General features: G+C 42.6%; 12 protein-coding genes. 7 read left to right on the top strand and 5 right to left on the bottom strand.

All coding sequences use genetic code 11. The annotated features are described in order from the left end of the window. Window positions 1-131: 131 nt before the first annotated feature. From GB992_RS08165 to GB992_RS08155, 3 genes are all read right to left on the bottom strand, one after another. The gene (locus GB992_RS08165) at window positions 132-452 is read right to left on the bottom strand and encodes a DMT family transporter (RefSeq protein WP_161001996.1); all 321 of its coding nucleotides are present in this window, start codon (window positions 450-452) and stop codon (window positions 132-134) included. A 395-nt stretch (window positions 453-847) separates the two neighbouring features. Then, window positions 848-1,063 carry a hypothetical protein gene (locus tag GB992_RS08160; RefSeq protein WP_161001995.1) on the bottom strand — a complete coding sequence of 72 codons (216 nt, stop codon included), beginning with the start codon at window positions 1,061-1,063 and terminating at the stop codon, window positions 848-850. Between the two features lie 258 nt (window positions 1,064-1,321). After that, window positions 1,322-2,779 carry a solute carrier family 23 protein gene (locus tag GB992_RS08155; protein ID WP_161001994.1) on the bottom strand — a complete coding sequence of 486 codons (1,458 nt, stop codon included), beginning with the start codon at window positions 2,777-2,779 and terminating at the stop codon, window positions 1,322-1,324. Window positions 2,780-3,221: 442 nt separating this feature from the next. On the opposite strand from GB992_RS08155, the gene GB992_RS08150 reads away from it, so the two are divergent. From GB992_RS08150 to GB992_RS08120, 7 genes are all read left to right on the top strand, one after another. After that, a complete protein-coding gene (locus tag GB992_RS08150; protein ID WP_161001993.1) occupies window positions 3,222-3,848 on the top strand; it encodes a cation efflux transmembrane domain-containing protein in 627 nt (208 codons plus the stop codon). A gap of 176 nt (window positions 3,849-4,024) precedes the next feature. Continuing rightward, the gene (locus GB992_RS08145) at window positions 4,025-4,360 is read left to right on the top strand and encodes an ArsR/SmtB family transcription factor (protein ID WP_161001992.1); all 336 of its coding nucleotides are present in this window, start codon (window positions 4,025-4,027) and stop codon (window positions 4,358-4,360) included. A 64-nt stretch (window positions 4,361-4,424) separates the two neighbouring features. Then, window positions 4,425-4,835 (top strand): peptide deformylase, encoded by a 411-nt coding sequence (locus GB992_RS08140; RefSeq protein ID WP_161001991.1) that lies wholly within the window; start codon window positions 4,425-4,427, stop codon window positions 4,833-4,835. Between the two features lie 276 nt (window positions 4,836-5,111). Next, the gene (locus GB992_RS08135) at window positions 5,112-5,858 is read left to right on the top strand and encodes a DUF2087 domain-containing protein (protein WP_161001990.1); all 747 of its coding nucleotides are present in this window, start codon (window positions 5,112-5,114) and stop codon (window positions 5,856-5,858) included. 32 nt (window positions 5,859-5,890) lie between these two features. Beyond that, complete coding sequence (locus tag GB992_RS08130) at window positions 5,891-6,334, top strand: DUF6530 family protein (RefSeq protein WP_161001989.1); 444 nt, start codon at window positions 5,891-5,893, stop codon at window positions 6,332-6,334. 193 nt (window positions 6,335-6,527) lie between these two features. Beyond that, the gene (locus GB992_RS08125) at window positions 6,528-8,750 is read left to right on the top strand and encodes an AAA family ATPase (protein WP_161001988.1); all 2,223 of its coding nucleotides are present in this window, start codon (window positions 6,528-6,530) and stop codon (window positions 8,748-8,750) included. A 44-nt stretch (window positions 8,751-8,794) separates the two neighbouring features. Continuing rightward, the gene (locus tag GB992_RS08120) at window positions 8,795-9,157 is read left to right on the top strand and encodes a GIY-YIG nuclease family protein (protein ID WP_161001987.1); all 363 of its coding nucleotides are present in this window, start codon (window positions 8,795-8,797) and stop codon (window positions 9,155-9,157) included. Window positions 9,158-9,297: 140 nt separating this feature from the next. Here GB992_RS08120 and GB992_RS08115 read toward each other — a convergent pair whose 3' ends face one another. Beyond that, window positions 9,298-11,337, bottom strand: coding sequence for a heavy metal translocating P-type ATPase (locus tag GB992_RS08115; RefSeq protein WP_161001986.1), 2,040 nt, complete (start codon window positions 11,335-11,337; stop codon window positions 9,298-9,300). A gap of 262 nt (window positions 11,338-11,599) precedes the next feature. Continuing rightward, window positions 11,600-12,229, bottom strand: a complete 630-nt coding sequence (locus GB992_RS08110; protein ID WP_161001985.1) for a sugar O-acetyltransferase — start codon at window positions 12,227-12,229, stop codon at window positions 11,600-11,602. Window positions 12,230-12,443: the final 214 nt, after the last annotated feature.

The following is a 12,443-nucleotide window of genomic DNA, read 5'->3' as shown; positions in this document are numbered from 1 at the left end:
TAATCAGAGACCACTTAAAATACTTGACTGGCAAACACCTTATCAGATCATGCTGACAAATTTGTCCAAAAATTCGGATTAAATTTGCAATCTACCTTTATTCAAAAACAATCTCTATCATCAACGATGAACTAATCACTCACTGTCACTTTAATGCCAATAATCCCAATCAGCAGTAGTGCGACGAAAAACCATGTCGCTAACGGAATCTTATCACCAAAGAAAAGAACACCAACGATAATGGAACCGACAGCACCAACACCTGTCCAAATTGGATAAGCCAGGCTAAGTGGTAAACTCTTCGTGGCCCGTGCCAGCAACAAGAAACTGATGATCATCCCCACTACCGTCGCCACCGTATAGTTCATTTTGGTCAAACCGTTGCTCAATTTCATCGCCGTCGCCCACACAACTTCAAACAAACCTGCGATCATTAATTCAATCCATGCCATATCCAAATCCTCCTGATTTCCTCGTGAAAACAAAAAGAGTGCGACTGCTGATTTCTCTATAGCCTGTCGAAATCAGTAATTGCACCCTGTGCCCACCCGGCGGTGGTTTGAATTCATTAAATTTGTAAGCCTAATATAGCACGCTTGCGGTAACTGGGCAAACTGACTAAAGAAAATCTGGTCAATCGCGTTATTTCTATCAAGAACACTCCCAAAATATTATTCATTTAATCTTCGCGAAAATATACATGGTCACTCCAGTCACACCAACGAAAACAAAATAAATGCTAAAAACATCAAACGCTCCTTTATTTCCAGTTAACTTCTATCAATAAACGTTCACGACTTAATTATTATCTATGAAATTCTTAGCATCCAAACTAAATAACATTGCATTATTTATCCTTGAGTTTGTCCATCAACGGTTTGAACTGATCCATAAACTGATGAATATCTCGAACCCTCTCTTCATTGAGCTCCGAAATTCTTTTTAGAAAAACATTGCCTTTACTATCTACGATAGGTTCAAACTCGACATTTCCTGGCACATTTAATTCTTCGGGAAGGGTCAAAGTAATTGAATTGCCGACCTTTCTGCTTTTAATGATCATTTCGTACCTTCCATACTGACTCAGATGTTTTGTTAATCTATCTTCAGGCAATTTTTAACCGCTTGAATTGTCAAATTAAGTGCAACACTACATTAAAGAATATTTCATAAGGCGTTTTCCATCCGAGACATTTACGGGGACGATTATTCATTTGTTCTTTCCTTTCATGATTGTTTTCGCAAACATCATTTTACAGAAATTTGGCCATGGGCCATTCTTTATTTAATTAGTGTTGCACTTAAAGTGTAAATTCAAGCGTTAAATAAATGCCAACACCGTGAAGTTAATGACAAAGAGTAATGACACAATCCAGATCAATGGATGAACCGTCTTCGCCTTGCCCATTACAGTTTTAATCAAGCAGTAGAAAATAAATCCTGCTGCAATCCCATAGGTGATGTTATAGGCAAAGGCCATCATCAATGACGTCATGAAGGCTGGAATTGCTTCTTCTAGATCGCCCCACGGAATCTTATTGAATGAACTCATCATCATGATGCCGACTAAAATCAGCGATGGCGCAATTGCAGCCGTAGGAATAATTGACAGCAAGGGAGAAAGGACGGAACTAGCCAAGAAAAGAATGGCAATGACGACACTTGTTAAACCCGTGCGACCGCCAGCACCAATGCCGGCAGAACTTTCCACGTACGTCGTAATGTTTGATGTGCCAAACAAAGAACCAACCCCTGTTGCAATCGAATCGGCGAACAATGCCTTATCCAGTTTGGACTTAAAACCTGGTTCGGCTTCCAAACGTAATTCTTCCTCACCTGAAAAAATACCGGTTTGACGGCCGGTCCCAATAAAGGTACCTAGTGAATCAAAAATATCAGACAGGCTAAACGACAGAATGGTCATTAACACTAAAATAATCCGGTGACTGTCAGAAAATAACGATCCCATTCCTTGTGACGAAAATGCTGCTAAGAAAGTTGTTCCTAACTGTTTCACCGACGCACCGAAAGTAAAGGCACTAAATAAGTGTAAGTTGGTAACGCCCATTGGAATGCCGATAAGCGTTGTTGCAAAAATCCCGATCAACAGAGCGCCCGGAACTTTGCGAACCTTCAGTAAAACTGTAATGACTAAGCCGATCAATGCTAACACAATGCTGGCATTATTGAAGTTTTGTAATGCTGGTACGATGCCACCGCCAGTCACAACTGTCTCAATGCCGTGGTGGAATGTTTCTTGTGTTCCAGAAAATGCTTTATTGTTAATCGATAAAATATTGCCAGCGTCTGAAGTGAACTTTAAAAAACCAGCGTTTTTCAAACCCGCATAAGCAATAAAGGCACCAATCCCACCGCTAATTGCCAATTGTAGGTTCATCGGAATTGCTGAAATCAACATTTTACGGACTTTGGTTACGGTAATCAGAATATTAATAATGCCACAAAAGAAAACTAACGCTAACGCAGCTTGCCATTTAAAGCCTAAACTCATAACAACGGTATACGTGAAGAAAGCATTGAGCCCCATCCCTGGCGCTAGCGCATAAGGAACGTTTGCAACAAGTCCCATAACCAGTGTTCCGGCAACAGAAGCAATAATTGTTGCCAAAAACACAGCTTGAACAGGCATTCCAGTCTGTCCAAGAATCTGAGGGTTAACAAACAGGATATATGACATGGCGAAAAACGTTGTCAAACCTGCACCAATTTCTGTACTGACCGTGGTTCCTGCCTTTTTTAATCCGAATAACCGTTCCACTATGTCACCTCATCATAAATGTTTTTATAAATACGGATTATTAAACCGATTAGTGGTTAATTCGTTCGTATTCAATACAGACATCGTACTCATTGCAAAATCAAAATGCAATCACTTTTTGTCCTTTTAACAGCTAATTATAATGATTCATACCAGAAAAAGGATTTTATTTTATTTTAGGCTTAGGTTTCCAATAAAGTTCGTGTTTTACGTTAGTTCACGTCAAAAAAATTTCGTCACATTTGTTTTTTCATACCAATAAAATTAATTCAGGCGCTACCTCCTTCTTTTCGGAGAATTCGTTGTTTGATCATTTTCAGCACTTAACATCGTTATTTACGAATCAAAGTTATAATGTTATTATCAACATATGAATTGAATAACATGCTTAAATAACTTTATTAGGATTTCAGATTAGGTTGCTCGATTGAGGAGAAAGAATATGCAAAATAATACCGATTCAAACATGCTTGTTCGTCGAAGCATTCATACGGAATACTTTTCGACCGGATGGATGGCATTTGAATTCCTAGTCGGTCTTTACTCCGGTATTACGGCACATTCAATATTATTAATTGCTTTTGGATTGGACAGTTTTTTAGAAATCATTTCAGGTAGCACACTGATTTGGCGTTTACGTAAAGAAGCAAATGGCGCAAGTCAGAGCGAAATTAATCGTGCTGAACGTCGCTCCTCACTAATCGTTGGCTCGGTTCTCCTGCTACTATCCATCTATGTCATTGGCGTTTCGCTTTTTAATTTAGTCACACATCAAGCTGCTGACCAAAGCTTTTCCGGCATTGCAATCGCCATTGCCTCCGTTATCTTGATGCCATTTCTAACTTTACGCAAACGCGCGTTAGGTAAATCACTTCACTCAGATGCCTTAGTGGAAGATGGTATGTGCAATATCACCTGTGCTTATATGGCTGCTACTGTATTAGTTGGCGGCGTTTTAACCGCACTGTTCGGTTGGTGGTGGGCCGACTCTGTGGCTGCACTTGTGCTGGTTTACTTTATCGCCAGTGAGGGATGGGAATCTTTCCAAGCAGGTCGTGGTAAGGACTAACAAAGAACTTCTGTAAAATAACAAAACGGCAGGTTTGACGATTGCGTCAGACTTGCCATTTTTGTTTGTCTCGATTTGAACATTTTCACCTTTAAACCGCGCCTTTGAATGACTTTTGACATTTACGCAATTAACTGAACATGCTAGACTCAACATATGAAATGAAAGGAATTGTTATGACAAACTCCAACAAACCGAACTTGATCGATTCATTTCATTTAAGTGAATCGACGCGTATCTTTAAATTGCTCAGCAACCCCTCACGTTTGCAAATTTTATACGTCTTGGAACAACAGGAATTAAACGTTAATGACTTGAGCACGTTGCTTAACTTAGAACAATCGGTCGTTTCGCATCAGCTTGCGCTACTTCGAAAGCACCAGTTGGTCACAGCCAAACGTGTTGGTAAGGCGAATTATTATCGGCTAGACGATCCTCACATTCTTGACATCGTCACAGAGACCCTTGAACATGCGGACCATGTAGTGCGTGGTAAAAAGCACAATGAGTAACGCACTGTCGTCACGACTAATAATGCTGTTAGCCTGCTACTTCGTCATTTAAAAGAGGTTCGTTATGATTCAACCCATCAATAAAAACATCAATAGTTTAAAAAAAGTCTCCCAACTGGCAACACCTGCTGACCAACAAATCGTTGCTGACCTTGTCGACACGCTGCGGGCCCACCAAGACAATTGTGTTGGCATGGCGGCAAATATGATTGGGCAGACAAAACGCATCATTGCTTACCAACTCGGGCCAATGCTGGTACCGATGATTAATCCAGTGATTACTCAAAAACAAGCTGTTTATCAGACTACCGAAGGCTGTTTGTCCTTATCAGGTCAACGACCAACAACCCGCTACCGCAACATTACCGTCCGTTACCAAACAACAGATTGGCAAACAAAGACGGCGTCATTCTCCGATTTCACTGCGCAGATTATTCAACATGAAATCGATCATTGCGACGGGATTCTAATTTAATTACTGGCTTACAAATAGGGATCAATATTCGGACAATTATGTTCGAATATTGATTCCTATTTTTTTTGATCACTGATTTCGCTAACAATGACTCTAAGTGTTTGCATTAAATCGACTCCGCGACAGAGCGTTGATGCCATGATGATCAGTGACAAAACACTGTTAACATCCGTACTCAAATCCGGCGAAAATCAGATACTGCAATAAACAAAAAATAAAAGTGTTGACGAATATAGTAAACATGTTTATGATACGTTTATTGATTGAGGTGATAATATGCTTTCGAATTACTCGCAACAAGAGTTGGAACAAGGTTGGCATCGTCAAGCAGACACTTTTTACTGTAACTACTGCGATGCCAAGTTTGAAGCCGACCAAGTTTATCAAATTAATGATCATTTTTTTGCTGCTGCAGCGGCAATTGAGCAACACATTCAAAACGTTCATCAAGGAAATGCGTACCAACTAATCCATGATGATTCAAAATACAATCAATTAACAGAGAAGCAACAAGCCTTACTAACCGCGTTTGCAACTGGTCAAAAAGATGCCGAGATTGCGCGCGATATGAATGTTTCGGCTTCTACGATTCGCCATCAAAAATTTACGTTTCGAGAGAAAGCCAAACAAGCTAAGCAATATCTGGCGATGTACCACAATGTCTTTGAGATTAATCATGATCAATCAGACACCCTCATCCCCATTCCTGGTCACGTTGCCAGACCGGATGACCGATTCGCAATTACCAACGCTGAATGGCAGAACACTGTCGCAGAATATTTATCAGAAACGAATGGACAGCTGACCTTAAAGCGTTTGCCGCGTAAACAAAAGCGAATCGTGGTCGTTCTCGACCGCATCACACAAAGTTTGCCAGCAGATGGTGAATGGGATGAGTTACAAATTACTGCAATTTTAAAGAAAATTAGCGATGACCCCGTAACGCTGCGCCGTTACCTCATTGAATACGGCTTTATGGATCGTACTCGAGATGGCTCACGTTACTGGATTGTTAAGGACTGATTTTCCCGCTCAAATTAATCGAGGAAATTAACATGACTTACAAATCAATTTCAATCAACCCCAAGTTTGACCAAACGGATGGCCGTAGTACTGGCACCCATGAGGTTGAAAACGCAACTTATGGTGACAACCTTGGTTCACGGCCAACGACTGGCGAACTCATGGTGCAACTCAATCATGATAACGCACAAACTATCCCCGCAACGCGCATTTTAGATTTAGCGTTGCTGATTCTCAGCACCAACGCCTACTTTATGGAGGCCGCCTACAAAATGGACGATCTATACGATCCGGATCACCTTGCAATCATCAAACACGCGTTACAAGGAACCGGGTTCGAAATCAATGTTGATGCTGATAACGAAACCATTGCACACGACATCCAATTTTTCTATGATCAGCTGCAAAGTGACGGCGAGCTGTACGGCGAACGTTACCGCCTACTTGCCGACGAATTGAAAAAATTGGGATATTAAGAGCAGAGTGTTGCACAACTTCGAGTTGAATCCGAGCAATAAGAAATAAAGCGAGCCATTCGGTGATTTTCCGAATGATTTGACTTACCGCTTATGCACAGGATTCAGAAGTTAGGTGCACGTTTACGAAAGTGCTGCCGAAGCTCGGTAAGGTGCGAGCAATAAACAACACAAAAAATAAGGAGTTAGAACCATGAGTACCACATTACAAAAACAGCGCACCGACTATTCCACCGTGGAACAAGCGATGATCTGGCAGAAACCGGCTTCTCACGTGACCAGTGAACAAGAACGCCGCATTGCTAATACCATCATCGCCACCTGGCAAATGCTGGAAATGCGCATTACAAATTTACTATTGGAAGGTGACGCTGGTTCCGGCAAAACGCAACTGGCAAAGGCCCTTTCTGCCGATTTACAACTGCCCTACACAAAAATCACTTGTTTTGCTGACATGGATAAATCCGATATCCTCGGTTCTCTGCTGCCCGTTTTGGACGAAGATTCCGAACTACAAACCATATTTGATGAGAGTCAGTCACAAGCAGAAGTTATTTCACGTTTGGCTGGCCACTTGAAGCTGTCTGAGAAGAACGCAAAAACCTATTTGCAACATTATCAAGATAGTCACCAATCCATTAGCTATCGTTTCTACCCTTCGGAAATCGTTAAGGCCGTTCAAAACGGTTACTTGCTAGAAATCCAAGAACCGACCGTCATCCGTGACGCCTCCGTGTTAGTCGCGTTAAACTCAGTTCTGGAACCTAACGGAACGTTGGAAACCCTGCAAGGTCGAATTCAACGGCATCCTGACACGGTCGTGGTGTTAACAACTAACAGAAACTATCAAGGTAACCGACCACTAAACGAATCTCTACGGGACCGGATGCAGTATTCCGAAAAGATGGACTTACCGACCATTCCAGTCATGGTTGCCCGTGCTTCCGCAAAAAGTGGTCTACATGACGAAAAATTGCTGACCGTGATGGCAAACATTATTCGTTTACTTGATGAAACGGCAAAAGCCAACGGTATTCACGGTGTCGCTGGAATGCGAAGCTACCTTTATTGGTCTGCCAGCGCTGCGTTTACGGATATTCTTAAATCGTTTGATCAGATGGTACTTTATAAAGTCACGACTGACGAACTCGAAATTGACCTATTAAAGCAGGCAATTGCGGATGCCGGCCTTTGGGATCAACTCGTCAGTTTGGTCACCCAATCAGCTGTCAAACGGACTATTCCTGCTACTCATACACAACAAGACGTTAAGCCGCCGGTCAGTGAACCGACCACGCCTGCTGTTGCTGGCCAAAATAAGCCTGAACGAGATTCAGAAGCTGATAAACAAACTGTCTCACCTGACAATGAAAAAACTAAGAGTGAAGATGATAACGTCCAACCAGATGGCGATAAGATCACAGCCGAAGATGCCAAGCGTGACGCTAGCCTCGACGTAACCAGTACGATTGGTACTGAGCAGCAAGAAGAAAGTTTTCACGAAGGCGAAACACTTTCGATGCCAATGATAGATACTGAAGCCGCCAAACAAACGCGAAAAGCGTTGAATCAATCAGCTCGCGAAAGTCTGAAAAGCACTATTCATGCACGTGAAGGCCTTATCGTTCACGTGCCTAAGATTACGCCTGCCGATGTTAAGCTGGCCAATAAAAAGCTACAATCCAACCACCTTATTACAGATCAACTAGTGCGACAAATGCGTGAAATTCTTCAGAATGAACACGCTAGCGATGTCGCTAAGGGTAAGGTGTTTGGGCAACAATTCGATGCTAGTAAAGTTGTTAATCAAGATTTCGGTTACTTCACAAAAAAGCGGACTCCTGATGAAGACCCATCACTGGCAATTGCCATCCGTGTTGATCAATCTGCTTCAATGGTTGAGGATGACCGCATCAAGCATGAACAAACAGCAATCTTTGCCCTCACCGCCTTTTGTCGAGATCTAAATATTCCGCTGACTATTAATGGTGATACGGCAGATGTTAGTGAACGTGAACGCACTTCCATTTACGCTTATAAAGAATTTGACGAAGATTATGATACCGCCTTGCTACGTTTGACGACCATCAAAGCGTTGAATAACAATCGTGATGGTAGCGCCCTCAAAATTCTGGCGGACAAACTTGCTGCACGAACTGAGAAAACAAAACTGCTTATCAATCTTAGCGATGGTCAGCCAAAGGCCATGCCTAACTATACGGGTGATTTAGCCAAGGACGATTTGCAACAAGTCGTCCATGAGGCCGAACGCGAAGGCATTGTCGTGCTCTCCGCCGCCCTTGGTGATGACGCTGAGACGTTGAAAGACATTTATGGTAACCAGCGCTTTCTCGATTTTACAGACCTCAACAAACTAGCCACCAATTTGGTGCACGTCGTTATGAGGTTCGTATGAGCGTGATGCCGAGGCCAGCAAAAAAAGTAACAAAGGAGTAACTCATGAATCCCAAACGAAGACAAGAACTGTTGGATCAATATGCAAAAATTGAAATCGATTATGGTGTGATTCAACTGAAAAATAAAGCGAACGGTAAAATATACATTGCCGCTGTGCCCAACCTCAAAAATCGGTGGTCCTTTTACCAACAAAATTTAAACAATGGTAGCTTTCCCAATCCAGACTTGTTAGCCGACTGGCGAAAGTATGGTGCAGAAAACTTTGAGTTTAGCGAATTGTATCGAAAGGATGCCACCGACGTGTTAAATATGCGGCATACACTCAAGGAACTCAAAAAAGAGTGGTTGACAAAATTACAACCATTTGGCGACCGTGGATACAATCAACCCATGAAAGAATTGTAATCACAAAACAAGGTGAAATCTGACATTACGTTTACCAAACGTAGCATTAGATTTCACCTTTTTTGTGATTGTGCCGCTTTCCTTGATCACAGAGGCTGCCATCCTATCCACAAAGCCAATTACACCTTGATTAAGTCACCTTAAATTTTCAACGTTTGCGCATTGATCGCCACGACCACCGTACTGAGCCCCATGAGCAACGCACCAACGTCTGGGCTGAGAATTATGCCGACAAATGCTAGAATCCCTGCAGCCAAGGGAATGGCGAAGATGTTATAACCGGCCCCAAACCATAAGTTTTGGACCATCTTCCGTGTTGTGTTGTGCGCTAAATCGAGAAAGTGCAAGATATCGGATGGATCACTTCGAACCAGCACGATGTCGGCAGAATCAACGGCAACGTCTGTGCCAGCGCCAATAGCAATGCCAATATCCGCGCGAACCAGACTCGGTGCATCATTGACACCATCGCCCACCATTGCCACGACCAGGCCTTGATCCTGATATTGTTTAACGATCCCTTCCTTATCTTCTGGCTTCAGTTCACCATGCACGTCTTCGTCAGGAATGCCCAAACGCTTGGCAATCAGTCCAGCAACCTGCTTGTTATCACCTGTCAGCATAACTGGACGAATGCCGCGAGCCTTCAAGCCATCGATCAAGGCTTTTGAGCTTTCCTTCAATTGATCACCTTGAGCAGCCCAACCGAGTAAACGATTATCACTGATCAAAAAACTCACCGTGTTCCCCTGCAAAGACAATTCGTTAAATTTGCTCTGATCATAATCGATCTTGTTTTCATTCACAAAGCGTTCGTTCACAATTGCGACATGATGGCCCTGATACTCACCTTCAATCCCTGTTCCAGGCAAGTTATTGATATTGTCTACAGGGACACTCGCTTTGTGTCGAGCATCGAGTTCTTTAATAATACCAACCGACAGCGGATGTGAGGAGCCAGCTTCTAGACCACCCATGATAGCAAGAACGCTGTCGCCATCATAGTCTGGTGTGAAGCTTTCAACATCCGAAACTGCGAAGTTGCCCTCTGTCAACGTCCCTGTTTTGTCCATCATAACCGCGTTCAAATGACGTGCATCCTCCAGTGCTTGCCGTTTGCGCGTCAACAACCCGTTTTTAGCTCCAATGGATGTAGAACGAGCAACGACCAACGGAATAGCGAGGCCGAGGGCGTGAGGACAAGCAATCACAAGAATTGTCACCATTCGTTCCAAAGCAAAGTTAAAGTTCTTGTTAATGATCCACCAGAGGACAAACGCAATTAAGGCAACGCCAACAGCCACATAGACAAGCCACCCGGCGACACGATCAGCAACACCTTCAGCGTTCGACTTTTCTTTCTGCGCATTATTGACCAACTGCATCACTTGGGACAGATATTCTGATTCTCCAGTCCCAGTAACCTTTACTTGGATAACGCCGGCACCATTTGTCGAGCCTCCAATAACCTCGTCATCAACGTCTTTCGTGACGTCACATGCCTCACCAGTGACCATCGCTTCATTAACTGACGTTTGCCCATCGACAATCATGCCATCAGTCGGAATATTCTCGCCAGCCTTAACTAGCACTGTTTGACCGACCTGAACTTCTGACAATGGCACGTCGTTTGTGGTGCCGTCAGTATTCACTAGTGTTGCATCATTTGGTAACAATGCGGCCATTTTCTGCAAGGCATTACCTGCAGACATCACGGCATTCATTTCAATGACATGTCCCAACAACATAATATCAATCAGCGTCGCCAGCTCCCAAAAGAAATCCATAACGTTTGAGCCGCCAACAAACGTATTCATGATAAACGCATAAATGCTGTAGAAATACGAAACGGAAATCCCGATGGCAATTAGTGTCATCATTTCAGGATGACGATCCTTTAGTTCAGCACGTGCACCACGAAGAAATGGTGCACCACCGTAAAAGTACATAAACGACGCAAGAATCACCAATAACCATTCTGATCCAGGAAAAGCGAGTCCTGGATAAAAGCGATTCATCAATACGGGTGACAAAATTACAACCGGAATTGAAACAACTAACGACACCCAAAATTTTTGCGTAATGTTGCCCATATGCATCATTTCACCGCCGTGCTGCATCAGGTCACTGTCATTATTCATATCCATTGACGCATGACTATCCTTATTCATATTTTTCATGCGGCTGCCTTCTCTCTTTTGATTCAACCGATTACGTGCTCGTTTAGCACAAAGATTGAGTATAAAACATTTCCGTACACCAATTATTTACGTTTAATCATAATCAGTTCGTGATATTCGCGCTAACAAAGGTGCCCAGGGAGAAAAAGTCATCGTCATTTTTGAACCAACAAATCGTAAGTTTTCCGTTTTAATCCCATTTGAGGACATCAAAAGGCCAACCCAATTGCAGAGCCGGCCTCACCATCGAAATCATTAAAATTTAATCATCCATCGCTGCACTAAACGGTCGGTCTAAAAACTCATGCTTGTCTCGGTCATTCACCTGACGTAATACATGGCAAGGATTCCCGACTGCGACAACGTTTGCTGGCAAATCGCGAGTAACAACGCTACCAGCACCGATAATCGTATTATCACCGACCGTCACACCAGGTAACACAATACTCTGTGCGCCTATCCAAACGTTATTACCAATGTTAATTGGTAAAGCATATTGCAACGCGGATGGTTTTTTACGTAATTCTGGATCCACGATGTGACCTGCCGTATACAAGCCAACATTTGGCGCAATCAAAACATCATTACCAATATTAATAACATTGGAGTCTAAAAATGTGCATCCCATATTTACTTTTAAATTGTCGCCTGCATTGATATTGACGCCATAGTCACAGTGAAACGGTGAATCAATGTAAAAATCTTTGCCAATGGTCCCAAATAAACGACGAATAATCTGTTCTCGCGATTTTAAATCTGCGGGATCAATGTCGTTAAACGACTTCACTTCCCGACGTGTTTGTAACCTAATTTCCAATAACTCATCTGTCTGTCGAAAAGCCTTGCCTGCTAGCATCCTTTTGCCAGCTTCCGGCCACGTCACTTTTTCCATAATTCCTCTTCTTTCACGTTGCATACTTTTTTTGATCATTTACGCCTAAAGAAAAGGACAACCATTCAGAAAATTACTGAATCATTGCCCTCTTATCAATCGAATTTAAAATGACACGATAGATTGTAAAATTAATCCGAACGCTGTTCGGACAAAAAAGATCAGCTTCCTTTAAAATGGTGTTTACCACAAACCCATCTTTTAGGAGCTGATC

The sequence above is a fragment of the Furfurilactobacillus milii genome (assembly GCF_009863985.1).
In the GTDB taxonomy this organism is placed as follows: Bacteria; Bacillota; Bacilli; order Lactobacillales; family Lactobacillaceae; genus Furfurilactobacillus; species Furfurilactobacillus milii_A.
This window is presented reverse-complemented; position numbering and strand designations above follow the sequence as displayed.

Coding starts and splice junctions, on each gene's coding strand:
- GB992_RS08125 (WP_161001988.1), top strand. CDS start 6,528: ATGAGTACCACATTACAAAAACAGCGCACCGACTATTCCACCGTGGAA.
- GB992_RS08165 (WP_161001996.1), bottom strand. CDS start 452: ATGGCATGGATTGAATTAATGATCGCAGGTTTGTTTGAAGTTGTGTGG.
- GB992_RS08145 (WP_161001992.1), top strand. CDS start 4,025: ATGACAAACTCCAACAAACCGAACTTGATCGATTCATTTCATTTAAGT.
- GB992_RS08160 (WP_161001995.1), bottom strand. CDS start 1,063: ATGATCATTAAAAGCAGAAAGGTCGGCAATTCAATTACTTTGACCCTT.
- GB992_RS08130 (WP_161001989.1), top strand. CDS start 5,891: ATGACTTACAAATCAATTTCAATCAACCCCAAGTTTGACCAAACGGAT.
- GB992_RS08110 (WP_161001985.1), bottom strand. CDS start 12,229: ATGGAAAAAGTGACGTGGCCGGAAGCTGGCAAAAGGATGCTAGCAGGC.
- GB992_RS08135 (WP_161001990.1), top strand. CDS start 5,112: ATGCTTTCGAATTACTCGCAACAAGAGTTGGAACAAGGTTGGCATCGT.
- GB992_RS08115 (WP_161001986.1), bottom strand. CDS start 11,337: ATGAAAAATATGAATAAGGATAGTCATGCGTCAATGGATATGAATAAT.
- GB992_RS08120 (WP_161001987.1), top strand. CDS start 8,795: ATGAATCCCAAACGAAGACAAGAACTGTTGGATCAATATGCAAAAATT.
- GB992_RS08140 (WP_161001991.1), top strand. CDS start 4,425: ATGATTCAACCCATCAATAAAAACATCAATAGTTTAAAAAAAGTCTCC.
- GB992_RS08150 (WP_161001993.1), top strand. CDS start 3,222: ATGCAAAATAATACCGATTCAAACATGCTTGTTCGTCGAAGCATTCAT.